Source organism: Halomonas sp. HG01, assembly GCF_000968715.2.
Lineage (GTDB): Bacteria > Pseudomonadota > Gammaproteobacteria > Pseudomonadales > Halomonadaceae > Halomonas > Halomonas halophila.
In genome coordinates this window covers 3436816-3461668 of record NZ_CP022134.1, presented here as the reverse complement: position 1 = coordinate 3461668, position 24853 = coordinate 3436816, and the positions used below count along the sequence as shown (strand labels likewise).

At 68.3% G+C, this 24853-nt stretch carries 21 protein-coding genes; 16 read left to right on the top strand and 5 right to left on the bottom strand.

The genetic code is table 11. From position 1 onward, the window contains the following. Positions 1 to 33: 33 nt before the first annotated feature. The 3 genes from atpG to UN84_RS16405 all read left to right on the top strand — a co-directional run bounded on the left by atpG (position 34) and on the right by UN84_RS16405 (position 2814). Entirely contained in the window at positions 34 to 915 is an 882-nt protein-coding gene (gene atpG, locus UN84_RS16415) for a F0F1 ATP synthase subunit gamma (protein ID WP_046078867.1), read from the top strand. A gap of 66 nt (positions 916 to 981) precedes the next feature. Continuing rightward, positions 982 to 2358: a F0F1 ATP synthase subunit beta gene (gene atpD / locus UN84_RS16410; RefSeq protein WP_016854219.1), complete on the top strand. Its 1377-nt coding sequence runs from the start codon at positions 982 to 984 to the stop codon at positions 2356 to 2358. 24 nt (positions 2359 to 2382) lie between these two features. Next, positions 2383 to 2814, top strand: a complete 432-nt coding sequence (locus UN84_RS16405; RefSeq protein WP_035594491.1) for a F0F1 ATP synthase subunit epsilon — start codon at positions 2383 to 2385, stop codon at positions 2812 to 2814. A gap of 104 nt (positions 2815 to 2918) precedes the next feature. Here the strand turns inward: UN84_RS16405 and UN84_RS16400 are convergent, their stop codons facing one another. From UN84_RS16400 to UN84_RS16390, 3 genes are all read right to left on the bottom strand, one after another. Further along, positions 2919 to 3986 (bottom strand): HlyD family secretion protein, encoded by a 1068-nt coding sequence (locus UN84_RS16400; protein WP_052719325.1) that lies wholly within the window; start codon positions 3984 to 3986, stop codon positions 2919 to 2921. Next, complete coding sequence (locus tag UN84_RS16395; RefSeq protein WP_046078866.1) at positions 3983 to 5530, bottom strand: MFS transporter; 1548 nt, start codon at positions 5528 to 5530, stop codon at positions 3983 to 3985. Before UN84_RS16395 ends, UN84_RS16400 begins: the two co-directional genes overlap by 4 nt. A gap of 137 nt (positions 5531 to 5667) precedes the next feature. Then, positions 5668 to 6099: a MarR family winged helix-turn-helix transcriptional regulator gene (locus UN84_RS16390; protein ID WP_052719324.1), complete on the bottom strand. Its 432-nt coding sequence runs from the start codon at positions 6097 to 6099 to the stop codon at positions 5668 to 5670. A gap of 190 nt (positions 6100 to 6289) precedes the next feature. Between UN84_RS16390 and mgtE the strand changes: the two genes are divergently transcribed. The 7 genes from mgtE (at position 6290) to UN84_RS16355 (ending at position 15523) form a co-directional block, all read left to right on the top strand. After that, positions 6290 to 7660: a magnesium transporter gene (gene mgtE, locus UN84_RS16385; protein ID WP_035594486.1), complete on the top strand. Its 1371-nt coding sequence runs from the start codon at positions 6290 to 6292 to the stop codon at positions 7658 to 7660. 96 nt (positions 7661 to 7756) lie between these two features. Further along, entirely contained in the window at positions 7757 to 8554 is a 798-nt protein-coding gene (locus UN84_RS16380; protein ID WP_046078865.1) for an undecaprenyl-diphosphate phosphatase, read from the top strand. Positions 8555 to 8584: 30 nt separating this feature from the next. Further along, positions 8585 to 9691 (top strand): FAD:protein FMN transferase, encoded by a 1107-nt coding sequence (locus UN84_RS16375; protein WP_046078864.1) that lies wholly within the window; start codon positions 8585 to 8587, stop codon positions 9689 to 9691. Between the two features lie 45 nt (positions 9692 to 9736). Further along, the gene (glmU, locus tag UN84_RS16370; protein ID WP_046078863.1) at positions 9737 to 11104 is read left to right on the top strand and encodes a bifunctional UDP-N-acetylglucosamine diphosphorylase/glucosamine-1-phosphate N-acetyltransferase GlmU; all 1368 of its coding nucleotides are present in this window, start codon (positions 9737 to 9739) and stop codon (positions 11102 to 11104) included. 10 nt (positions 11105 to 11114) lie between these two features. Continuing rightward, positions 11115 to 12947: a glutamine--fructose-6-phosphate transaminase (isomerizing) gene (gene glmS, locus UN84_RS16365; protein WP_046078862.1), complete on the top strand. Its 1833-nt coding sequence runs from the start codon at positions 11115 to 11117 to the stop codon at positions 12945 to 12947. 56 nt (positions 12948 to 13003) lie between these two features. Beyond that, positions 13004 to 13834: a DUF72 domain-containing protein gene (locus UN84_RS16360; RefSeq protein ID WP_237022332.1), complete on the top strand. Its 831-nt coding sequence runs from the start codon at positions 13004 to 13006 to the stop codon at positions 13832 to 13834. Between the two features lie 342 nt (positions 13835 to 14176). Continuing rightward, on the top strand, positions 14177 to 15523 hold the full coding sequence (locus UN84_RS16355) for a sodium-dependent transporter (protein ID WP_035594471.1): 1347 nt from the start codon (positions 14177 to 14179) through the stop codon (positions 15521 to 15523). Between the two features lie 95 nt (positions 15524 to 15618). On the opposite strand, the gene UN84_RS16350 is transcribed toward UN84_RS16355, so the two are convergent. After that, on the bottom strand, positions 15619 to 15828 hold the full coding sequence (locus UN84_RS16350) for a PA3496 family putative envelope integrity protein (RefSeq protein ID WP_016854228.1): 210 nt from the start codon (positions 15826 to 15828) through the stop codon (positions 15619 to 15621). A 203-nt stretch (positions 15829 to 16031) separates the two neighbouring features. On the opposite strand from UN84_RS16350, the gene hexR reads away from it, so the two are divergent. From hexR to UN84_RS16335, 3 genes are all read left to right on the top strand, one after another. After that, positions 16032 to 16892, top strand: a complete 861-nt coding sequence (gene hexR / locus UN84_RS16345) for a transcriptional regulator HexR (protein ID WP_035594469.1) — start codon at positions 16032 to 16034, stop codon at positions 16890 to 16892. A gap of 66 nt (positions 16893 to 16958) precedes the next feature. Further along, positions 16959 to 19157: a DNA helicase II gene (gene uvrD, locus UN84_RS16340; RefSeq protein WP_046078860.1), complete on the top strand. Its 2199-nt coding sequence runs from the start codon at positions 16959 to 16961 to the stop codon at positions 19155 to 19157. A gap of 196 nt (positions 19158 to 19353) precedes the next feature. Next, on the top strand, positions 19354 to 20454 hold the full coding sequence (locus UN84_RS16335; protein WP_046078859.1) for a TRAP transporter substrate-binding protein: 1101 nt from the start codon (positions 19354 to 19356) through the stop codon (positions 20452 to 20454). Positions 20455 to 20470: 16 nt separating this feature from the next. Here the strand turns inward: UN84_RS16335 and UN84_RS16330 are convergent, their stop codons facing one another. Beyond that, a complete protein-coding gene (locus UN84_RS16330) occupies positions 20471 to 20878 on the bottom strand; it encodes an acyl-CoA thioesterase (RefSeq protein ID WP_035594462.1) in 408 nt (135 codons plus the stop codon). 167 nt (positions 20879 to 21045) lie between these two features. Between UN84_RS16330 and UN84_RS16325 the strand changes: the two genes are divergently transcribed. From UN84_RS16325 to pstA, 3 genes are all read left to right on the top strand, one after another. Then, positions 21046 to 21993 (top strand): PstS family phosphate ABC transporter substrate-binding protein, encoded by a 948-nt coding sequence (locus UN84_RS16325; protein WP_046078858.1) that lies wholly within the window; start codon positions 21046 to 21048, stop codon positions 21991 to 21993. A gap of 65 nt (positions 21994 to 22058) precedes the next feature. Beyond that, positions 22059 to 23285, top strand: a complete 1227-nt coding sequence (locus UN84_RS16320) for an ABC transporter permease subunit (protein WP_046078857.1) — start codon at positions 22059 to 22061, stop codon at positions 23283 to 23285. After that, positions 23282 to 24841 (top strand): phosphate ABC transporter permease PstA, encoded by a 1560-nt coding sequence (pstA, locus tag UN84_RS16315; RefSeq protein ID WP_046078856.1) that lies wholly within the window; start codon positions 23282 to 23284, stop codon positions 24839 to 24841. Before UN84_RS16320 ends, pstA begins: the two co-directional genes overlap by 4 nt. The last annotated feature ends 12 nt before the right edge of the window (positions 24842 to 24853 follow it).

The following is a 24853-nucleotide window of genomic DNA, read 5'->3' as shown; positions in this document are numbered from 1 at the left end:
GCTTTCTGAGGGCCACGAACGGAGTAGATCGCTATGGCAGCTGCAAAAGAGATACGCACCAAGATCGGCAGCATCAAGAACACGCAGAAGATCACCAGTGCCATGGAGATGGTCGCTGCGTCGAAGATGCGCAAGGCGCAGGACCGGATGAAGGCCAGCCAGCCCTACGCCCAGCAGATCCGCAAGGTGGTCGGCCACGTCGCCGACGCCAACCCCGAGTACAAGCATCCGTGGATGCTGGATCGCGAGGTCAAGCGGGTCGGCTACATCGTGGTGTCGAGTGACCGCGGCCTGTGCGGTGGCCTGAACGTCAACATGTTCAAGGCCGTCGTCAAGGAGGCCAAGGCCTGGCGCGACAGTGGCGCCGAGCTGGATTTCTGCGCATTGGGCAGCAAGGCCACCCACTTCTTCCGCAAGTATGGCGGCAGCCTGGTCGCGGCCAAGAGCGGCCTGGGCGAGGCGCCGGAAGCCGACGAGCTGATCGGCAGCGTGAAGGTGATGCTGGACGCTTACGACGAGGGCAAGCTGGATCGTCTGTACGTGGTGTTCAACGAATTCGTCAACACCATGACGCAGAAGCCGGTGGTTCGCCAACTGCTGCCCCTGTCGCCCGAGATGGGTGCCGAAGAGCAGAACGAAGAAAACAAGCGTCCCGGAAACTGGGACTACCTGTATGAGCCGGATGCCAAGGAGCTGCTGGACAGCTTGCTCGTGCGTTTCGTCGAGGCGCAGGTCTATCAGGCGGTGGTCGAGAACGTGGCCTGCGAACAGGCCGCGCGGATGATCGCCATGAAGAGCGCCACCGATAATGCCGGCAATCTGATCGACGACCTGGAGCTGGTGTACAACAAGGCCCGTCAGGCGGCCATTACCCAGGAAATCTCCGAGATCGTCGGTGGCGCCGCCGCCGTATAACGCCGAGGAAGGGCGAATCCCTTCCGGCAACCGGGTTTCATTTGCAGGTATTTGAGAGGAACCAAGATGAGCGGACGTATCGTACAAATCATCGGCGCGGTGATTGACGTAGAGTTTCCGCGGGACGATGTTCCCAAGGTCTACGACGCGCTGAAGGTCTCGGATGCCGAGACCGTTCTCGAAGTCCAGCAGCAGCTGGGCGACGGCGTGGTGCGCACCATCGCCATGGGCTCCACCGAGGGCCTCAAGCGTGGCATGGACGTCACCAACACCCAGGCCGCCATCTCCGTGCCGGTCGGCAAGGAGACCCTGGGTCGGATCATGAACGTGCTCGGCGAGCCCATCGACGAGGCGGGCGAGATCGGCGAAGAAGAGCGCATGCCGATCCACCGCAAGGCACCGGGTTATGCCGACCAGGCGGCCACCAGCGAGCTGCTGGAGACCGGCATCAAGGTCATCGACCTGGTGTGCCCGTTCGCCAAGGGCGGCAAGGTCGGCCTGTTCGGCGGCGCCGGTGTCGGCAAGACCGTCAACATGATGGAGCTGATCCGCAACATTGCCACCGAGCACAGCGGTTACTCCGTGTTCGCCGGTGTCGGTGAGCGTACCCGTGAGGGCAACGACTTCTATCACGAGATGCAGGAGTCCAACGTTCTCGACAAGGTGTCGCTGGTCTACGGCCAGATGAACGAGCCGCCCGGGAACCGTCTGCGCGTGGCCCTGACCGGCCTGACCATTGCCGAGAAGTTCCGCGATGAAGGCCGCGACGTGCTGCTGTTCGTCGACAACATCTATCGCTACACCCTGGCCGGTACCGAGGTGTCCGCACTGCTGGGCCGCATGCCCTCCGCGGTGGGTTACCAGCCGACCCTGGCCGAGGAGATGGGCGTCCTGCAGGAGCGCATCACCTCCACCAAGACCGGCTCCATCACCTCCGTGCAGGCGGTGTACGTGCCCGCGGACGACCTGACCGACCCGTCCCCGGCCACCACCTTCTCGCACCTCGACGCGACCGTGGTACTGGCGCGTTCCATCGCCGAGCTGGGTATCTACCCGGCCATCGACCCGCTGGATTCCACCTCTCGTCAGCTGGATCCGCTGGTCGTCGGCGAGGAGCACTACAAGACCGCTCGCGGCGTGCAGGGCGTGCTGCAGCGCTACAAGGAGCTCAAGGACATCATCGCCATCCTGGGCATGGACGAGCTGTCCGACGAGGACAAGCTGGCCGTGTCCCGGGCGCGTAAGATCCAGCGCTTCCTGTCGCAGCCGTTCTTCGTCGCCGAGGTCTTCACCGGCGCCCCCGGCAAGTACGTGTCGCTGAAGGAAACCATCCGTGGCTTCCAGGGCATCCTCGACGGCGAGTACGACGAGCTGCCGGAGCAGGCCTTCTACATGGTCGGCACCATCGACGAGGCCGTCGAGAAAGCCAACCAGATGAAGTAATCCCTCCACCTGGGAGACGTCATCATGACGAAAACCTTCAAGTGCGAGATCGTCAGCGCCGAGGCGTCGATCTTCTCCGGCGAAGCCGAGCATGTCGTGGCAGCCGGTCGCGCGGGGGATCTCGGGGTGTTGGCGGGGCACACGCCGCTGCTCACCGAACTGGCCCCCGGCCCGGTGCGCATCGTCCGTGGCGGAGGTGAAGAGGATCACTTCTACGTCTCGGGCGGCTTCCTCGAGGTCCAGCCCGAGGTCGTCACCGTGCTCGCCGATACCGCCGTGCGCGCCGACGACCTGGACGAGGCCGCCGCCGAGGAGGCCCGCCAGCAGGCCCTCAAGGCGATGCAGGACAAGTCCGCCGAGATGGACTACACCCGCGCCACGGCTGAACTGGCCGAGGCTGCGGCCCAGCTGCGGACCATCCAGCAGCTGCGTCGCAAGGTGGGTCGCAGCGGCTAAGGTCGCGCCACGCCCCGTGCGATGAAAGCGCCCCCCGACTGAGTCGGGGGGCGCTTTTTTTGGTCGGCAGGCGGGGCGATGGCCGCGGGAAGGCTCTTCGAGGCTCAGCCGTCGGCGTCGGTATGGATGGTCGTCTCGACCGAGAGGCCGACCTTGAGCCGGTCGAGCCCGGGCTGATCCGGTTCGATGGCGATGCGCACCGGCAGGCGCTGGACGATCTTGGTGAAGTTCCCCGAGGCATCGTCGTGGGAGATCGGCGAGAAGGTGGTGCCGGTGGCCGGGGCGAGGCTGTCGACGTGGCCCTCGAGCGTCATCCCGGGATAGGCATCCAACGAGATCGTCACCGGCTGGCCGACGCGAACCTCGGTGATCTCGACCTCCCGATAGTTGGCGGTGACGTAGATCGCATCGGTCGGCACGATCGCCATCAGCGCCCCGCCGGCCTCGGTCCAGGCGCCGACGCGACCGGCCTGTTCGGCCACAATGCCGTCTCTAGGCGCCGCCACCCGGGTATGAGACAGCGAGAGACGGGCCTGTTCACGCTCGGCCCGGGCCTGGGCCAGCGTCGCCTGCGCACTCGCCCGCCGCGCTTCCAGGACCTGAGTCTGATGACGCACGTCGTCCAGGCTGGCCTGGTCCGCCTGGCGGCGGGCGTCCAGTGCCGAGGCGTTGGCGGCGGCCTGCTGGGCGTTCTGCTGCGAGGCATTGCCGTCATGACGCAGGCGGCGGTAGCGCTCGGCGTCGAGGCGGGCGTAGTCGACGTTGGCGATGTCCTCGTCCACCACGGCCTGGGCGTGGCGAATTCGAGACGGCTGCCTGGCCAGTTCGGCCTCGATCTCCGCCAGCCTGGCCTGCGCCGACGCCACCCGGGCCTCGGCGGCATCGACGGCGGCACGATAGTCGCGCGGGTCGATGTCGATCAGGGCGTCGCCTCGCGACACTGTCTCGTGATCCTCGACGTGCACGGCGACGATATCGCCGGCGACGCGCGGCGAGATGACCGTGTAGTCGGCATCCAGCTTGGCATTGTTGGTCCAGGCTCGGCCGTCGCTCATCCACCAGGGGGCGGTCAGGAAGGCGCCCCCCAGGGTCACGCACAGCAGCGCGGCGGCGCCGATGAGGCGTGGGGCGAGGGAGCGGGAAGGGGCTTGGGGCGTCTGGGTATCGGTCATATCGGTCGGGGGCGGTTGAACCGCGGTGCGTGGGTGCGTTTGGGCAGCAGGCAGAGCGGCACCAGCAGCAGGGCCAGCAGCGCCATCAGGCGCCAGGCATCGGCATAGGCCAGGACCGTCGCCTGCGCATCGATTCGTTCATGAAGCTGCAGCAAGGCCTCGCCGCCTGGGCCTCCCATGGGCCAGTTCAACGCCTCGCGGCCGTGGCCGCTCAGCGGCGCCGACTGCATCAGCGAGAAACGCATCGTGCCCAGCCGTTCCATCAGGGCATGGGCGTGGCGATCGATGGCGACCGCGAGGTAGTGCCCGATGAGGCCGCCGGCCACCGGACCGGCCAGCGCCCGGGAGGTGTTGATCGTCGCCGAGGCGAAGGGGCCTTCCATGGGATCGACGACCGCAGTGGCGGTCATCAGCAGGCCGACCACGACCATGGACTGTCCGATCGCGAAGACCACCTGGGCGACGTAGAACTGCTCCCGCATCCACGCCAGGGTGACGTGGCTGTTCGACCAGCTGGCCGCTGCCATCAGCAGCAGCCCCGATGCCATGATCCAGCGCGAGTCGATGCGCTCGACATTCAACACCAAGGCCGCGAGCGGCAGGATCATCAGCGGCGGCAGCGCGACGGCCAGCGTCACCGGCAGGCTCTGCAGCGGGCGATAGCCCTGGACCTCGGCGAGAAACTCGGCGGGCAGAGAGGCGCTGGAGGCGCTCAGGGCGATCACCCCGACCAGCATGCAGACGCCGAAGCCGAAATTGACGCGTCTGAGCAGTTGCGGACGGATCAGCGGCGCAGGCCCGAACGCACAGCGCCACAGGAACAGGGGCAGCAGCACCAGGCTGGCCATGGCCAGCCCGCGGATCCGCGGCGAGTGAAGCCAGTCCAGGCGCTCGCCCTGGGCAAACAGGGTCACGACGCTGGCACACAGTGCCCAGCCCAGCCCCCAGCCGAGCCAGTCGAACTGCCGCCAGCGCGCCAGGCGCAGCGGATCCTGCGGCAGGCCATGGAGGATCAGCCCCGACGCCACCAGGCACAGCGGCAGGACCGCCCAGAACACGAAGCCGATGCCCGGACCGTGGTGGGCCCAGGCAACCACGGGCATGGCGATGTTGGGCGCGAAGGTGGCCGTCAGGCCGTAGGCGGCGAGGCCGAACAGCTTTAGCGCCGGGGTCAGGAAGCGCAGGGCGACCATCATCAGCAGTGGGATGAGAAAGCCCGTGGTGAGCCCTTGACACCAGCGCAGCATCAGCAGCAGCGAGCGCGACTCGGTGGCGGCGCAGGCCAGCCCGAGCAGGCCCAGCGAGACGGCGGCCACGGCGGCGAAGCGGCGTACCGAGAAGGTCATGGCCAGCCACGGCGCGACCAGCATGCCCATGGCGGCACCGATACTGTAGAGGGTGGTAAACCAGCTGCCTTGATCGACACTGTATCCGAAGGCGCCGCGGACATCCGCCAGGGCCAGCGAGGTCGCTTCCTGGTTGATATCCGCGCCGATACAGGCCAGCAGCATGCCTACCAGCCCGAGGACAAGTCGCAGGGACATCGAACGCTCTGGCGGTGGGGATAGTGGCGCGGTGAGGGGGCCGCGAAGGAGCGCACACGCTACCGGCACAAGTTGACTATGTCAACTTGTGCCGGTAGCAGGATCCGAGAGTCCCGCGTGTGCAGGGGCGGGCGCGCTCAGTCGGCGGTGCGGTCCACGTTCTCCAGCATGCGCTGCAGCAGGGCGTTGAGCTGCGTGACTTCCTCGGGCGCGAAGCCCGACAGCGCCTGGCTCGCCAGTTCGCCACGGGCCGCCTCCAGCCGCGAGAAGAGGCGCTGGCCTTCCTCGGTCAGCGCCGCCTGGGTGATGCGCCGCGGGGTGGAGCTGCCGCTGCGGCGGATCAATGCCTGCTGCTCGAGCTGCTTGAAGGCGCGTGCCACCTGGCCCTTGTCATGTCCGCGTCGCTGCAGCAGCTGCTGCTGGTTGTGCGCCGGGAACCGGCCCACGATGGACAGCACCCGCAACAGGAATGGCGGCAGCTCGATGCCTTCGCGGCGCGCCAGTTCACTCAGGCGGGCGCGGCTGGTGAAGCCGAGTTCGGCCAGCGTGTCGAGAATCCTGCGTTCCATTCCTGTCGTCCTCCCTGCATCGATGCCAGGCCGATCGGTGCCTGCGTCGGTCAAGGATACAGCGATCCGTGTCCCGGCCTCATCCCTTCCCGGCGGCGCCTCCAGGGACGCCGCCGAAGCTGACGCCTTCCACGCCCTGTGCGATGATGACGCCCCTTCTCGTTCGCGCTGGCACAGGGAGGATCAGACCATGCCACTCAGCGATGCCCTGAATCGCCACAAGGAAGGCCTGCTCGCCGCCCTGGAGGTCGACGACCGTGAGCGCCTGGGCACCCTGCTGCCGGAGCTTCGCTCCGCGGACATCGCCGAAATTCTCCAGGACCTGCTCGAGAGCGAGCATGAACTGCGCGCGCGCGCGCTGCTGGACTGCCTGCCGTTGGAACGGCGTGCCAGCGTCATGGGCCATCTGCACGGCGAGGAGCAGCTGGCGATCGCGGCGGGCATGGGCGACGACCGCCTCCAGGCGGTGCTCGAGGAGATGGGCGGCGACGAGCGCGCCGACCTGTTCAAGGCGCTCGACGACGATCGCCGCGAGGCGCTGCTGCGGCGTATGGCCCACCAGGAGCGCGAGGAACTCAAGCGCCTGGCGAGCTACGAGGAAGGCACCGCCGGCGCCCTGATGACCTCCGACTACGTGGCCATTCCCGCCGGCATGACCGTTTCCCGGGCGATGATGCGCGTGCGCCAGACCGCCCCGGACGCCGAGACGGTCTACCAGCTCTACGTGATCGACCCCGAGGGGCGCCTGGCCGGTACCATGTCGCTGCGTCAGCTGATGGTGGCGCGCCCCGGCGCCCGGGTCGACGACATGATGATCCACGACGTCATCCACACCTCGGTGGACACGCCCCAGGAAGAAGTGGCGCGGATCGTGGCTCGCTACGATCTGCTGGCCCTGCCGGTGGTCGACGAGATGCGTCGCCTGGTCGGCATCGTCACCCACGACGACGCCCTGGACGTGGTGGAATCCGAGGCCACCGAGGACTTCCACAAGGGGATGTCGATCGGCGCCCTGGAGGATGGCGTCAGCCGGGTACCGCTGTGGAGCCTGTATCGCAAGCGGGTGACCTGGCTGGTGCTGCTGGTATTCGGCAACCTGCTGTCCGGCGCGGGTATCGCCCACTACGAGGCGACCATCTCGGCCCAGGTGGCGCTGGTGTTCTTCCTGCCGCTGCTGATCGGCAGCGGCGGTAACGCCGGCGCCCAGGCCGCGACCCTGACGGTGCGCGGCCTGGCGACCGGCGACGTCGGGGTGCGCGACTGGGGCAAGCTGTTCGGTCGCGAGCTGCTGGTGGCCGGTTCGCTGGGGCTGACCATGGCACTCGCCGTGGCGCCTATCGGCGTGTTTCGCGGCGGCGAGGCGGTGGCCATGGTGGTGGCGGTCAGCATGATCGCCATCGTGTTGTTCGGCAGCCTGCTCGGCATGTGCCTGCCGTTCGTGCTCGATCGCTTGGGCTGGGACCCGGCGACCGCCTCGGCGCCGCTGGTGACGACCCTGATCGACGCCTCCGGGGTGCTGATCTACTTTGGCATCGCCACCATGGTATTGCCGGTCGGATAAAAAACGCCCAAGCCGGGGAACGTCGACGCGTCGCCAGGGTCCTTAGGCCTTGATTTACCAAGCTACTTACCGTTTTTGCTGATAGAGACCCCGCCCATGGAATGGCTACAGATCGTCGTGCTCTCCCTCGTTCAAGGATTGAGCGAGTTCCTGCCCGTCTCCAGCTCCGCGCACCTGATCCTGGTACCGGTCTTCTCCGACTGGCCCGACCAGGGCCTGGCCTTCGACGTGGCCCTGCACCTGGGCAGCCTGGCGGCGGTGGTGCTCTACTTCCGCCACGAGCTGGTGACCATGACGGCCAGCTGGGGGCGCAGCGTCGCTGGCCGCGGCACCGACGACGACGCCCGCCTGGCCTGGTGGGTGATCCTGGCGACCATCCCGGTGGCGGTGGTGGGCCTGGCGTTCGAGGATGTCATCTCGGAGGTGATGCGCTCGCCGTTGGTGCTGGCCGGCGGGTTGATCGTGTTCGGCGTGGTACTGGGGATCGCCGACTGGCGCCATCGCGGCACGCGCAGCGAGTACCGGATGAGCGTCCGCGATGCCCTGTGGATCGGTCTGGCTCAGGCCCTGGCGCTGATTCCCGGCACCTCGCGCTCGGGCATCACCATGACCGCGGCGCTGATGCTCGGCCTGTCCCGCGAGGCGGCGGCTCGCTTCTCCTTCCTGCTGTCGATCCCGGTGATCGTGCTGGCCGGCGGCCTGGAGGCCCTGGGCTTGGCCCAGGACGAGGTCCCGGTGGCCTGGGGCGACCTGGCGGCGGGCACGGTGCTGTCCGGCATCAGCGCCTACCTGTGCATTCATTTCTTCCTGGTCTTCATCCGCCGCATCGGCATGCAGCCCTTCGTGGTCTATCGGCTGATATTGGGTGTGGCCCTGATCTGGCTGTTCGGTTGAAGAAGCACTTATTTACCTGTTGGAGGACTCATGCCACTCCCACGTTTTCTCTTCGCCTTCCTGACGCTTGCGCTGGCCGCCCTGCTGGCCGGCTGTTCCGAGCGCACGCTCGAGACGCCGGTCACGCTCGAGGGCGATATATTCGGCACCTTCTATCAGGTGACGCTGGCGGATCCGATCACCGCCGAACGCCGCGATGCGCTGGAGTCAGGCATCCTCGACGAGCTCGAGGCCGTCGATGCCTCGATGTCCACCTACCGTGACGACGCCGAACTGGTGGCCTTCGACCACGCGCCGCTGGGCGAATGGCAGACGCTCTCCGCGCCGCTGATCGAGGTGCTGTCGATCGCCCATCGGGTGGGGGAGGCCAGCAACGGCGCCTTCGACGTCACCGTGGGCGGCCTGGTCAACCTGTGGAGCTTCGGCCCCGAGGCGCGGCCGCGCGAGGTGCCGGACGATGCCCTGATCGAGCAGCGCCTCGCCGAGATCGGCATGGAGACCCTGGAGATCGATGCGGAGCAGCGCCGTGCGCGGCGCCTGAAGGACGTGTTCGTCGACCTCTCCGGCGTGGCCAAGGGCTATGCCACGGATCGGGTGGCGGCTTATCTGGCTTCCCAGGGCCTCGACAACTACCTGGTCAACATCGGTGGCGAACTCGAGGTGGCCGGCCATCGCGACGCCGAGGCCGAGCCCTGGCGCATCGGCGTGGAGCTGCCCCGCGACGGCCGGCCCCAGGCCAAGTATGTACTGCCGCTGGAGGATACCTCGGTGGCCACCTCCGGCGACTATCGCAACTACTTCGAGGAAGACGGCCGGCGCTATTCGCACACCATCGACCCGCGTACCGGTCGGCCGATCCGCCATCGCATGGCCTCGGTGACCGTGGTGGATGACTCGAATGCCCGCGCCGACGCCTGGGCCACCGCCATGTCGGTGCTCGGCGAGCAGGAAGGCATGGCGGTGGCCGTCGACCATGACCTGGCGGTGCTGATGCTGGTGCGCAACGCCGCCGATGACGACTGGCTGAGCGTGGCGAGCCCGGCCTTCGCCGAGCGCTTCGGTCGCGACAGGCTCGCGGAGATGGGCGTCAGGGTGGTCGGCGAGACCACCGCCGGCATGGCAGGCGAGGCCCCCTAGGCACTAGAATGGCCCGATTCAACGATTGATCGACAAGGAGTCCCGATGAGCCTCGACGTGGTGATACTGGCGGCCGGGCAGGGTACCCGGATGCGTTCGACCCTGCCCAAGGTGCTGCATCGCCTGGCCGGCCGCCCCCTGGTGCGTCATGTGATCGACACCGCCGCCGGCCTCGAGGCCGATCGCACCCACGTGGTGGTGGGCCATGGCGCCGACCGCGTACGCGAGGCGCTGTCCGACTGCCCGGTGCGCTTTGCCCGTCAGACCGAGCAGAAGGGCACCGGCCACGCCGTGGCCCAAACGCTCGATCACCTCGGTGACGGCAAGGTGCTGGTGCTCTATGGCGACGTGCCGCTGACTCGCCGCGAGACCCTGCGCGACCTGCTGGCGCGGGTCGACGAGCAGCACATGGGCCTGCTCACCGTGACCCTCGACGATCCCACCGGCTACGGTCGCATCCTGCGCGACGAGGCCGGCGAGGCGGTGGCCATCGTCGAGCACAAGGATGCCTCTGAGGCCGAGCGCACGGTGCGCGAGTGCAACACCGGTATCATGGCCATGACCGCCGCCCAGCTGCGCCGCTGGCTGCCGCAGCTGTCCGCCGACAACGCCCAGAGCGAATACTATCTGACCGACGTCATCGCCATGGCCGCCGCCGAGGGCGTGAAGATCGCCACCGCCCAGCCGGCCCGGGCGCTGGAGGTCGAGGGCGTCAACAACCGTCTGCAGATGGCTCAGCTCGAGCGCGCCCACCAGCGCGACATCGCCGAGTCGCTGATGACCGCCGGCGTGGCCCTGGCCGATCCCGCGCGCCTCGACGTGCGCGGCACCCTGACCTGCGGTCACGATGTCGAGATCGACGTGGGCTGCGTGTTCGAGGGCGATGTCGAGCTGGGCGAGGGCGTGCGCATCGGTCCCTACTGCGTGATCCGCGACAGCCACGTGGGGGCCGAGAGCGAGATCGAAGCCCACAGCGTGCTCGAGGGCGCCGTGGTGGCCGGTCACAACCGCATCGGGCCCTTCGCCCGGCTGCGTCCCGGCTCGCGCCTGGCGGTGGGCGCCAAGGTCGGCAACTTCGTCGAGACCAAGAACGCCGAGGTGGGCGAAGGCAGCAAGATCAATCACCTGAGCTATGTGGGCGACGCCCGGCTGGGGCGCGACGTCAACGTCGGCGCGGGCACCATCACCTGCAACTACGACGGCGCCAACAAGCACCGTACCGAGATCGACGACGGGGCCTTCATCGGCTCCAACACCGCCCTGGTGGCGCCGATGCGCGTCGGCCGTGGCGCCACCGTGGGCGCCGGCTCGACCCTGAGCCGCGACGTGGCGGACGACAGCCTGGCGGTGAGCCGCGGACGCCTGATCAGCAAGGAAGACTGGCAGCGGCCGGTCAAGAAAGACGACCTCTAAGGAGCGAACCATGTGTGGCATCGTCGGCGCCGTCGCCCAGCGCAACGTGCAGGGCATCCTGCTGGAAGGGCTCAAGCGACTCGAGTATCGCGGCTACGATTCCGCGGGCATGGCCGTGCAGGCCGGGGATGGCCGGCTCGATCGTCGCCGCGCCCTGGGCAAGGTGGCGGCTCTGGAGGAGACGCTCGCCGCCGCGCCCCTGGCCGGCCACAGCGGCATCGCGCACACCCGCTGGGCTACCCACGGCAAGCCCAGCGAGGCGAACGCCCACCCCCATCAGTCGGGCGAGCGCGTGGCGCTGGTGCATAACGGCATCATCGAGAACCACGAGGCGCTGAAGGCCGAGCTCGAGGGCGAGGGCTATGCCTTTTCCTCCGAGACCGATACCGAGGCCATGGCCCACCTGATCGCCCGCGAGGCCGAGCAGGGTGACCTGCTCGGCGCCGTGCAGCGCGTGCTGGCCCGGCTCGACGGCGCCTATGCGCTGGGCGTGGTGCACGCCGACGAACCCGGCGTGGTGATCGGTGCCCGCCAGGGCAGCCCGCTGGTGGTCGGCGTCGGCATCGAGGAGGCCTTCCTGGCCTCCGACCCGCTGGCGCTGCTGCAGGTCACCGACCGCTTCATCTACCTGGAGGAGGGCGACGTGGTGCGCCTCTCCGACGGCGGCAGGATCGAGGTCTTCGACGCCGGCGGCGCCGCGGTGGAGCGTCCGGTGCAGACCTTCGAGCACGGCGACGGCGCGGCCAGCAAGGGCGGCTATCGCCACTTCATGCTCAAGGAGATCCACGAGCAGCCGGCAGTGATCGCCGCGGCCCTGGAGGGCCGGCTCGGCGATCGCAGCGTGCTGGTGGAGAGCTTCGGCCCCGAGGCCGAGGCGCTGTTCGGTCGGGTGCGCCAGATTCACCTGGTGGCCTGCGGCACCAGCTATCACGCCGGCATGGTGGCGCGCTACTGGCTGGAGCGCTATGCCGGCGTACCGGTGCAGGTCGAGGTGGCCTCGGAGTTCCGCTATCGCCGGGTGGTGGTGCCCGAGGGCACGCTGTTCGTGACGCTGTCCCAGTCCGGCGAGACCGCCGATACCCTGGCCGCGCTGCGCTTCGCCAAGCAGCTCGGCTACCTGGGTAGCCTGGCGATCTGCAACGTGCCGGGCAGCTCGCTGGTGCGCGAGTCGGACCTGACGCTGATGACCCAGGCCGGCCCCGAGATCGGCGTGGCCTCGACCAAGGCCTTCACCACCCAGCTCACCGCGCTGATGCTGCTGACCCTGGCGCTGGGCCGCGTCCGCGGCCAGGACGCCGACGAGCAGGCGTCACTGGTCGAGGCGTTGCGCCATCTACCGGCCCAGGTCGGTGAAGTGCTGGCGCTGGATCCGGCGGTCGAGGCGCTGTCCGCGGCCTTCGCCGAGAAGCATCATGCCCTGTTCCTGGGCCGTGGACCCGAGTTCCCGGTGGCGCTGGAGGGCGCGCTGAAGCTCAAGGAGATCTCCTACATCCACGCCGAGGCCTATCCCGCCGGCGAGCTCAAGCACGGGCCGCTGGCGCTGGTCGACGCCGAGATGCCGGTGATCGCGGTGGCGCCCAACGACGCCCTGCTCGACAAGCTCAAGTCCAACCTCCAGGAGGTGCGGGCCCGGGGCGGCGAGCTGTTCGTGTTCGCCGACGAGGGCGTGGCGCTGGAGGACGGCGAAGGCATTCGGGTGCTGCGCCTGCCCCATGTGGAGGAAGCCCTGGCGCCGATCCTCTACACCGTGCCGCTGCAGCTGCTTTCCTATCACGTCGCCGTGCTCAAGGGCACCGACGTCGATCAGCCGCGCAACCTGGCCAAGTCCGTCACCGTGGAATGAGGAACGGGGCTGCCACGGGCGCCGCTGAAGCCACTCGCCTGCCGATTGGCCTGCCGATGTGGGCCAACCCCGACTGGCGTTGCGGCCTCTACCCGCCCCACGGCGGGAATGACGACCTGCTGGCCGACTATGCCCGGGTGTTCTCGGCGGTGGAGGGCAATACCACCTTCTACAGCGGCGCGCCCCGCGGCGAGACGGTGGCGGCCTGGGCGCGCCAGGCGCCGCCCGCTTTCCGCTTCTGCTTCAAGCTCCCGCAGTCGCTGACCCACGAGCGGCGTCTGGTCGACGTCGAGGCGGGCTTCGACGACTTCCTCGCGGCCCTCGCGCCGCTGCACGATCGCCTGGGGCCGATGATGATTCAGCTGCCGCGAGACTTCGGCGCCGAGGAGCTGCCGCGTCTCGAGGCGCTGCTGGAACGCTGGCCGAGCGGGCTGCCCTGCGCGGTCGAGGTGCGCCACCGTGAGTTTTTCCACAAGGGGACGGCCGAGGCGGCGCTCAACAGGTTGTTGATAAGTCACGGCGCCAACCGCGTGATGCTCGACGTGCGGCCGCTGTTCTCCACCGCCGCCGGTCATCACCCGGGCATGCAGCAGGCCCAGCACGAGAAGCCGAAGCGCCCGCTACATGTGATTTCCACAGGGGAGGCGCCCGTGGTGCGCTTCATTGGACATGCTGACGAAGCGATCAATATCGACTATTTCGCGCCCTGGATCGAACGTCTTTCGTTGTGGATAAAACAGGGGAAAACCCCTTTCCTGTTTGTGCATACCGCCGACAATCGCCGCGCGCCTCAGCTGGCGCGCCGGCTCTATGCCTCGGTGGCGGCGCGGGCCGAACTGCCGCCGCTGGGCGACTTCCCCGGCGAGCGTCAGGCCACGCTGTTCTGAGCCACCAGCGCCACGTTCTGAACGGGAGGCCGCGCGCTGCGTGGTTTTGCCGCCATGGGTGGCCTCCGGGCAGACGATCGGATATGTTACGACTCGCTCGTCACTTGCCATCGAATATCGCCGACCCTCACGCCTAACCCCTGTGGGGTGTCGCGGTGTTTCCTTGCGGTTTCCACCTTCCATCCCCGGTGGAAACGCAGCCCTGGTAGTGATCCTGCTTGGCATGCGTTATGCCCTTGAATGCGCCGAACCGAGATCCGGCACGGCGTGGACGTGGCGACAACAATCAGAACGTCATCGCATCCGATCGATCGATGGCGACACGACCCTTCAAGGTGAATTATGTCCCTCAAGCAACAGCAACACGCGCACTGGTCGTCCCGGCTGGGCTTCATCCTCGCCGCCACCGGCTCGGCGGTCGGTCTGGGCAATATCTGGAAGTTCCCCTACATGGTGGGCGAGAGCGGTGGCGCGGCCTTCGTGCTGGTCTACCTGCTGTGCATCGCGCTGATCGGCCTGCCGATCCTGGTCACCGAGTGGATGATCGGCCGCCGCGGTCAGAACAATCCCGCCAATGCCATGGCCGACCTGGCCAAGGCCTCTGGCCGCACACGGGCCTGGATGGTGGTCGGTATCAGCGGCATCCTCGGTGCCTTCCTGATCCTGTCCTTCTACAGCGTGATCGGCGGCTGGTCGCTGTACTACACCCTGAACTCCGTCACCGGTGCCTTCAGCGGTCAGGGCGCCGACGGCATCGGCGAACTGTTCAATGACATGCTGGGCAGCCCGGGGCTGCTGCTGGCCGGCCATTCGGTATTCATGCTGCTGGTCATCGGCATCGTGGCCCGCGGCGTCACCCAGGGCATCGAGAGCGCCGCGCGCATCCTGATGCCGGCGCTGGGCGTGCTGATGGTGGTACTGGTCGGCTACGGCATGACCACCGGCCACTTCGGCGAGGCGCTCGCCTACCTGTTCAACCCGGACTGGAGCAAGTTGTCCGGCGAGACCGTGCTGGCGGCCCTGGGCCATGCCTTCTTCACCCTATCGCTGGGCATGGGCATCATGATGGCCTACGGCTCCTACCTGGGCGAAGAGGTCAACCTGCTCAAGACCGCGCGTACCGTGGTGATCATGGATACCGTGATCGCGCTGGGCGCCGGCCTGGCGATCTTCCCGCTGGTGTTCGCCAACGACCTCGATGTGGCTTCCGGCCCGGGGCTGATCTTCGTCACCCTGCCGCTGGCGTTCGGCCAGATGGGCGGTGGCATCGTGGTCGGCCTGCTGTTCTTCCTGCTGCTGACCTTTGCCGCCCTGACCTCGGCCATCTCGCTGCTCGAGCCGGTGGTGGAGTTCGTCGAGGAGCGCACCCCGCTGCCGCGCGTGGGCTCCGCCCTGGTGGCCGGCGTGGCGGCCTGGGCGCTGGGCATCGCCGCGCTGCTGTCGTTCAACCTGTGGAGCGACCCGGTGCTGTTCGGCCTGAACGTCTTCGACCTGCTGGACAAGGTGACCAGCAAGTTCATGCTGCCGCTTACCGGCCTGGGCGCCATCGTCTTCACCGCCTGGTGCCTCGACAAGGAAAGCGTGCGCCGCGAGCTGGGCATGGACGTCTACGACTTCAGCCTGTGGAGCCTGATCACCCGTTTCATCGCGCCGATCGGCGTGGCCGTGGTGTTCTTCACCAGCCTCTGATGGCACGGCGATGTCGGGAGATGTCTCCTGCGCCCGAGAGCCCCGCCCCGTGCGGGGCTCTTTGCGTTGGGTGCCTGCGGTCGCGGGAGTCCGGATCAGTGCATCTCGTCGGCGTCGTCCTCGGGCAGGTCGGCAATGTCCTGGCTGAGACGCTTGAACTCCTCGTGGAGCTCGATGCCGCGGCGGGCGCGCAGGTTGCGCTGGGCGGCGGTACGGGAGCGTTCTTCGTGCTCGACGACTTCCATGCTCATGAAGATGTCGAGGAGTTCGCTCTTGACGGAGGATAACCGTTCGACATTACGCATGATCGACTCTCCTGTCTGCAGTGAGGGTGCCGGCATCGAATCAGGGACGCTGCGCGACACTGCAATTCTTACTATACGCCTCTTGACAGAATGATGAAGATAGGAGTGTCAACGATCCTTTCGGCGCCTTGCTGCCCATGGGGGCGTCGGTTGGGGCATACTGTGGGCATTCCCCCTCGAATCCGCCGATCCAGGAGTGCCGCGTGAGCCTTGGCCTGTTCGATGAAATGAGACGCCGCATGACGCACTTCCGCCGCTCCGAGCAGAAGGTGGCGAGGTTCGTGCTGCGCAATCCCGATGAAGTGATCCATATGCGCATCGTCGACCTGGCCACCGAGGCCAAGGTCAGCGAGCCGACGGTGGTGCGCTTCTGTCGCGCCCTGGGCTGCAACGGCTTCCAGGACTTCAAGCTCAAGCTGGCCCAGATGCTGGCCACCGGCAGCCAGTTCGCCCAGTTCTCGATGAACGACAGCGACTCGGTGGCGGAATTCTCCCAGAGCATCTTCGACTCCACGGTGGGCACCCTGCTCTCGGTGCGCGACCGCCTGGACAACGATTCGCTGAGCCAGGCGATCAATGCCCTGGGCATGGCCAACCGGGTCGAGTTCTACGGCTTCGGCGCCTCCGGCGCGGTGGCCTTCGACGCCCAGCACAAGTTCTTCCGCCTGCAGATCTCCACCGCCGCCTACACCGACCCGCACATGCAGAACATGTCGGCGGTGACGCTCAAGGAGGGCGACGTGGTGGTGGCGATCTCCCAGACCGGGCGCACCCGGGCCCTGGTCGCCAGCGTGCGCCTGGCCCGCGAGGCCGGCGCCACGGTGATCGGACTGTGCCCCAGCGGCTCGCCGCTGGCGGAGGAGGTGACCCTGCCGCTGTACATCGACGTTCACGAGGACACCGAGATCTATACCCCGATGAGCTCGCGGATCGCCCACCTGGTGATGATCGACGTGCTGGCGGTCGGCGTGGCCAAGTCCCGCGGCCCCAGGCTCGCCGAGCAGCTCAAGTCGGTGAAGAAGAGCCTCAACTCGCTGCGCTATCCGGAGCCCGACGAGTCCTGAACCGGCCGTGACCGGCGCGATATGGTAAGCTGTCGGGCCATTTTCCGAGCAGCGATGCTTCCCGCTATGGACGACGTCACGGCGATTCTCGACCACATGAACCCGGCCCAGCGCGAGGCCGTCAGCGCGCCCCAAGGCAACATGCTGGTGCTGGCCGGCGCCGGCTCCGGCAAGACCCGGGTGCTGGTGCATCGCATCGCCTGGCTGATGCAGGCCGAGGGGCTCTCGCCCTACGCCGTGCTGGCGGTGACCTTCACCAACAAGGCGGCCCGCGAGATGCGTACCCGCCTGGAGGCGCTGCTGGGCATCTCGCTGCGCCACGTCTGGGTCGGCACCTTCCACTCCATCGCCCATCGCCTGCTGCGCACCCATTGGCAGGACGCGCGGCTGCCCCAGCACTTCCAGATCATCGACGGCGACGACCAGCTGCGCCTGATCAAGCGGCTGCTCAAGGACCATAACGTCGACGACGAGCGCTTCCCGCCGCGCCAGGTGCAGTCGTTCATCTCCGGCTGCAAGGAGGAGGGGCTGCGCCCTCATCAGGTGGACGCCCACGGCGACGCCTACATGACCCAGATGGTCGAGCTCTACGAGCGCTACCAGCTGACCTGCGAGCGCGGTGGCCTGGTCGACTTCGGCGAGCTGCTGCTGCGAAGCCTCGAGCTGTTGCGCGACAATCCCGCCCTGCTGGCCCACTATCAGGAGCGCTTCGCCCACGTGCTGGTCGACGAGTTCCAGGACACCAACACCCTGCAGTACGCCTGGCTGAAGCTGCTCACCGGCATGACCACGCCGATGACCGTGGTCGGCGACGACGACCAGTCGATCTACGGCTGGCGCGGCGCGCGGATCGAGAACATCCGCCGCTTCGAGGACGAGTTCCCCGCCACCAAGACGGTGCGCCTGGAGCAGAACTACCGCTCGACCAGCGCCATCCTCGACGCCGCCAACGCCCTGATTCGCCACAACGCCGAGCGCATGGGCAAGGAGCTGTGGACCGCCGGCGACCGCGGCGAGCCGATCTCGCTGTACGGCGGCTTCAACGACCTGGACGAGGCGCGCTTCATCGTCGACACCATCCGCGAGAAGGTCGAGGAGGGCATGACGCGCCGCGAGATCGCCATCCTCTATCGCTCCAATGCCCAGTCGCGGGTGATCGAGGAGACGCTGATCCGCCAGGGCGTGCCCTACCGCATCTACGGCGGCCAGCGCTTCTACGAGCGCCTGGAGATCAAGAACGCCCTGGCCTACCTGCGGCTGCTGCTCAACCGCGACGACGATGCCTCGCTGGAGCGGGTGATCAACGTGCCGGCACGCGGCATCGGCACCCGCACCGTCGAGGTGCTGCGCGAGCGCGCCCGCCATGTCGGCATCTCGCTGTGGCAGGCGCTGCACGACGCCCAGCTCGATGGCTCGCTCAAGGGCCGCGCGGTGTCCTCGGTGAAGGCCTTCGCCGACCTGATCGAGCGGCTCGACGACGAGACCTCCGGCATGGCGCTCCACGAGATCATCGATCACGTCAACGAGCGCACCGGGCTGGTCGAGCACCACCGCAACGAGAAGGGCGAGAAGGGCCAGGCCCGGGTCGAGAACCTCGAGGAGCTGGTCACTGCCGCCAAGGCCTTCAGCCAGGGCGAGACCCTGGACACCGTGGAGGCCGGCGAGGGCATGGCCGCGCTGGAGGCATTCCTCGCCGAGGCCGCGCTCAACGCCGGCGAGCACGAGGCCGACGAGTTCGAGGACTGCGTGCAGCTGATGACCCTGCACTCGGCCAAGGGCCTGGAGTTCCCGGTGGTGTTCGTGGCCGGCGTCGAGGAGGGGCTGTTCCCGCACAAGATGTCGATGGAGGAACCCGGTCGCCTCGAGGAGGAGCGCCGGCTGTGCTACGTGGGCCTGACCCGGGCGATGCAGAAGCTCTACCTGACCCACGCCGAGCTGCGCCGCCTGCACGGCAAGGAGACCTTCCAGCGGCCGTCGCGCTTCCTGCGCGAACTGCCCGAGGACTGCCTCGAGGAGGTACGGCTGCGTGGCCAGGTCTCGCGGCCGGTCACCGCCTCGCGCCCCGGCCCGCGCCAGGAGAGCGTCGACGGCGGCGCCGACCTGCCCTCGCTGGCGCTGGGCCAGCGGGTCAGCCACCCGACCTTCGGCGAGGGCGTGATCCTCAACGCCGAGGGCGAGGGCGAGCGCGCCCGGGTGCAGGTCAGCTTCGAGGGCGAGGGCGACAAGTGGCTGGTGCTGGGGTTCGCGAAACTGACGCCGCTTTGAATCTGTAAGCGCGTCCTCCACGTCGGCGTGCCATGGCTCGCGGCCGCCGACGGATCAGCCCCGAACCATCCTGTTCATGGCACGGCAGTCGTTCGCTTGCTGATAAATGCCGCTTTCGCGATACTGCCCGGCGGACACTGACATGCTTCGGCATGCGATACGAAAAGAACAGCAAGGACAAGGAGCCGCCCTCTCCATGGAGCGTCGCAACTTTCTCAAGACCAGCCTCAAGACCCTGGGGGCCGGCACCGCCGGTGCCGTCGCCGCCCCCTTCGTCAGCACCGCCAGCGCCCAGGAGACCATCACCTGGAACATGGTGACCTCCTGGCCCAAGAACTTCCCGGCCCTGGGCACTGGCGCCAACGACCTCGCCGAGCGCATCGAGCGCATGTCCGGTGGACGCATGCGGGTGAAGGTCCACGGTGCCGGTGAGCTGGTCCCGGCGCTGGAGGTCTTCGACGCGGTCTCGGCCGGCACCGCCGAGATGGGCCACTCCGCCTCCTACTACTGGCGTGGCAAGGTCGCCGCGGCGCAGTTCTTCACCGCCGTGCCCTTCGGCATGACCGCCACCGAGACCAACGCCTGGCTCTACTACGGCGGCGGGCAGGCGCTGTGGGACGAGCTCTATGCCGAGCACAACCTCAAGCCCTTCGCGGTGGGCAACACCGGTACCCAGATGGCCGGCTGGTTCAAGAAGGAGATCCACTCGCTGGACGACATGCAGGGGCTCAAGCTGCGCCTGCCGGGGCTTGCCGGCGAGGCCATGAACGGCATCGGGGTGACCACCCTGACGATTCCGGGCAGCGAGATCTTCACCTCCATGGAGACCGGGGTGCTCGACGCCGCGGACTGGGTCGGCCCCTACAACGACCTGGCCTTCGGCCTGCATCAGGTGGCCGACTACTACTATACCTCGGCCTGGAACGAGCCCAGCGCGATCCTCGAGGGCACGGTCAACCTGGAGGCCTGGAACGCCCTGCCGGACGATCTCAAGGCGGTGGTCACCGAGGCCTGCCGGGCCTCCAATCTGGCGATGCTCAGCGAGTTCGCCTTCCGCAATGCCGAGGCGCTGCGGACCCTGGTCGACGATCACGGCGTCAAGCTGCGCCGCTTCCCCGACGACGTCATGGCGGCGCTGCACGAGTCGTCCGGGCAGGTCATCCAGCGGCAGGTCGAGAACGACGAGGCCTCGAAGCGGATCTTCGAGGCCTATCGCGACTTCCAGCAGCGGGTCAGCGCCTTCACCGGCATCGGCGAGTTCGACTACCTGAAGTCGCGGGAGGCGCTGGTCGGTTGAGGCGACTCGGGGCGGCTCAGCCGCCCTGACGCACCGCGCGGATGCGGCCGTTGTCGTCCAGCGCCACGGTCACGAAGCGCGCCTCGGTGACCTTGTGCAGCTCGTCGGGGTCGCGCTCGTGGGGCGAGCGGCTCCAGACCTCGACATCGATCTTGATCGAGCTGTGGCCGATCTCGCGCACATCGGTGAAAATGTTGACCATCGAGCCGACTCGCACCGGGCACAGGAAATCCATGGCCTCGATGGCCACGGTGGCGGTGCGCCCTCCGGCTTCGCGGCCGGCGGCGATTTCGGCGGCCTGCTCCATATGGCCGACCAGCCAGCCGGCGGCGATGTCGCCATGGAAGTTGGTGTCCTGGCGGCGGGCGACCAGCTTGAGAGTCAGATGGCCGCGGGGGGCCGGAATGTCGTCGAGTTCGCTCATGGCATCGGTTCGCCTGGCTTGTTGTTGTGTGGGCGTCATGGTGGGGGATCGACGGAGCGATCGTCACCGGCTAGGGATCAGCGAAACATGATAAACGTCGAGGGCGTGGCCACTCTACCCTGTGGGGACGAGGGTCGCGCCCGATCCGTATGAGCGGGAGAAACTTCATGATAGCGGTCCTTCGTCGCTGCCTGCCGGCCTGGCTGCTGGTCCTCGTCGGGCTCTGGAGCGCGCCGGCCTCGGCCGAACACCATGTCGGCACCCTCGATACCGTCGGCTCCGACACCATGGCGGGGCTGATCCTGCGCTGGGGCGAACTGCTCAGCGAGCACTACCCGGGGCTGCGCGTTCAGCTCCAGGTGGCCGGCTCGGCCAGCGCCCCGCCGGCGCTGACCGCCGGTACCACCCTGCTGGGGCCCATGTCGCGGCCGATGAGCGAGGAAGAGCGCCAGGCCTTCGTCGATCGTCATGGCTATCCACCGCGGGAGATCGTGGTGGCGCGGGATGCGCTGGTGGTCGTGGTGAATCGCCATAACCCGCTGTCGAGCCTGGCGCGCCGCGAGTTCGACGCCATCTTCTCCGAGACTCACTACTGTGGGGCCGAGCGAGGCATCCACCAGTGGCAGGCGCTGGGGCTCGATTTCCCGGCGGGGCCCATCGTGCTGCACGGTCGCAATGCGGTATCCGGCACCCACGGACTGTTCCGCCGCGAGGGCCTGTGCGACGGCAGCTTCCGCCCCGAGGTCAACGAACATCCAGGGTCGGCCGCGGTGGTCGAGGCGGTGGCCGACGACCCCCTGGCCATCGGCTACGCCGGCCTCAATCACCTCACGCCCGGCGTGCGCGCGCTGGCCCTGCGGGACCCCGAGGGGCGCCTGCACGAGCCCACGCCTCTGGCGGTGCGTCGCGACGACTATCCGCTGGCCCGGGACCTGAGGATCTACGTCAATCAGCCGCCGGGCGAGGTGCTGCCCGTCGCCGAGCGGACCTTCCTCGAACTGGTGCTCTCGGTCGAGGGCCAGGCTATCGTCGAGGAGATGGGCTTCGTGTCGCTGCCGGCCGCGAGCCTGGCCCGCCAGCGACGCATCCTGCAGCCCACGCGCGACGAGACGTGACAGTGTCACCCGACTGTCATGACAATGTCGTAACCTTGCGCTAACCCACCGACTCGCCGGCCTTCATGCACGACTCTTCCTCTTCACCGCTGCTGCGACGCCGCCTGCGCCAGGGCCGCGACCGCCTGGCCACGGCCTTGATCACCGCCGGCGGCATCGGCGTGATCGCCGCCGTGATGGCCATCGGCGTGTTCCTGGCGGTCGAGGTCCTGCCGCTGTTCTGGTCGTCGTCGCCGGGCGAGCCCGAGGTGAGCCTCGCGTCGCTGTGGCTGCCCCAGCCCTATCCCGGCCTGGACGAGCCCGTCTATCGCTGGCAGCCGGCGCTGCCTGAGGGGGAGCCGGGGCCGCGCTTCAGCCTGGCGCCGCTGGCCTGGGGCACCCTGGAGGCCGCGGCCTGGTCGCTGGTGATCGCCGTACCGCTGGCGCTGGGCGCGGCCGCGCACTCGGCGCTGTTCATGTCGCGGCGGCTGCGCGCTCATATCAAGCCCACCCTGGAGCTGCTCGAGGCCCTGCCCGGCGTGGTGATCGGCTTCCTCGCCGGCCTGGTGCTGGCCCCCTGGCTGGAACGCCACCTGGGGCTGGGACTGACCCTGCTGTTGCTGCTGCCGCCGGGCCTGGTGCTGGGCGGTGCCCTGTGGAGCCGGCTGCCCGGCCGGGTACGCCAGCGCCTGCCGCTGGGCTGGTCGGCGCTGTGGCTGCTGCCCTGGCTGCTGCTGCTGTGGGGCCTGGCGAACGGGCTGGCGCCCTGGCTGGAGGGCTGGTGGTTCGGCGGCGACCTGCGCACCTGGCTCGCCGCCCACCTGGGGCTCGACTACGCCAGCCGCAACGCCATCATCGTCGGCATGGCCATGGGCTTCGCGGTGATGCCGACCGTCTACGCCCTGGCCGAGGATGCCCTCTCCGGGGTGCCGAAGAGCCTGGCCGAGGGCGCCCAGGCGCTGGGCGCGACGCGCTGGCAGACCCTGTGGCGCGTGGTGCTGCCGGCGGCCGGGCCGGGCGTGTTCTCGGCGGTGATGATCGGCGCCGGGCGTGCCGTGGGCGAGACCATGATCGTGCTGATCGCCAGCGGCAACACGCCGCTGATGACCGCCAGCCCGCTGGACGGCCTGCGCTCCATGGCTGCCAGCATCGCCACCGAACTGCCCGAGGCGGCGCCCGGCGGAACCCACTATCGCCTGCTGCTGCTGGCCGCGCTGCTGCTGTTCGTCTTCACCTTCCTGGTCAACACCCTGGCCGAGGTGGTTCGCACCCGCCTGCGTCGTCGCTACCGCCGGCTGGGGGGCACGCCATGATCCGTGCCTGGCGACGCCCGGGACGAGCCCGCCTGCCCCGGGGCGAAGGTCCCTGGGCCTGGCTGGCCGCCGGCAGCATCTCGCTGTCGCTGCTGCTCCTGGCCCTGCTGCTGGTGCTGCTGGCCTCGCGGGGGCTGGGGCATTTCTGGCCCAGCGACGTGGCCCAGCTGACCCTGGCCGACGGCCGGGTCCTGGCCGGCCGTGAGGTGAGGCAGACGCCGCTGCCCGACGCCGAGGGCGAGGAGCGCCTCTACCGCACCGGCAACCGCGACCTGAACGGCGATATCTGGACCTGGGTCCCGGTGGCCGATATCGAGACCGAGACCTATCCCCGCGAGCTGATGGTGCTGGAACGCCGTCGTTGGGGGGATTTCATCGGTCGCCTGGTGGCCTGGATGCCCGACGAGGGCGAGCGCCTGCAGGGCGAGGCGGCGTGGGAGGCATTGCGCGCTCGGCTGGCGGAGCAGGTGCGATGGCGTGAGGAGATCGCCCGGCTGCGCGACCGGGCCCTGCTGCCGCTGGCGGCCCGGGCCGAGTGGGACGAGACGCCGGAGACAAACCGCGTGCTGGGCGACGTCGAGGCACGGATCCGTGTCCTGCGCGATCGCATGGTGGGCGATCTGGTGGTGATGGAGAGCGCCGACGGTCGTCGCATTCGCCTGCCCGTCGAGGAGATCCTGCGTGCTCGATGGCCCAACGCCATGAGCCCCGTGGCCAAGTTCGCCGACTGGGGCAAGGGCCTGTGGCGCTTCCTCTCCGAGGGACCGCGGGCGGGCAACGTCGAGGGCGGGGTCTGGCCGGCGATCTTCGGCACCATCCTGATGGTGATGCTGATGTCGCTGCTGGTCACGCCTTTCGGTGTGCTGGCGGCGGTCTATCTCAACGAGGTGGCCCACCAGGGGCGCCTGACCCGGCTGGTGCGCATCGGCGTGCGCAACCTGGCCGGCGTCCCCTCCATCGTCTACGGCGTGTTCGGCCTCGGGGTGTTCGTCTACGGCCTCGGGGGCCGCCTCGATCAATGGTTCTTCGAGGCATCGCTGCCATCGCCGACCTTCGGTACCGGGGGCCTGCTGTGGGCCTCGCTGACCCTGGCGCTGCTGACCCTGCCGGTGGTGATCGTGGCCACCGAGGAGGGGCTGGCGCGGATCCCCGACCGCCAGCGCGAAGGCGCCCTGGCGCTGGGCGCCACCCGCCTGGAGATGCTCAGCCGGGTGGTGCTGCCGATGGCCACCCCGGCGATGCTCACCGGGATGATCCTGGCGGTGGCCCGGGCGGCCGGCGAGGTGGCCCCCTTGATGCTGGTCGGCGTGGCCAAGCTCGCGCCCCAGGTGCCGCTGGACGGCGACTTCCCCTTCCTTCACCTTGAAAGGAAGTTCATGCATCTGGGCTATCACATCTTCGATACCGCCTTCCACAGCAACGATGTCCAGGCGGCAATGCCGCTGGTCTATGCCACGGCGCTGCTGCTGGTACTGGTGATCCTGGTGCTTAACCTGACTGCAATATTTCTGCGCCATCATCTGAGATCACGCCACGGTAGCCTCTCGCGTCTCTGAGGCCGGCCGTGG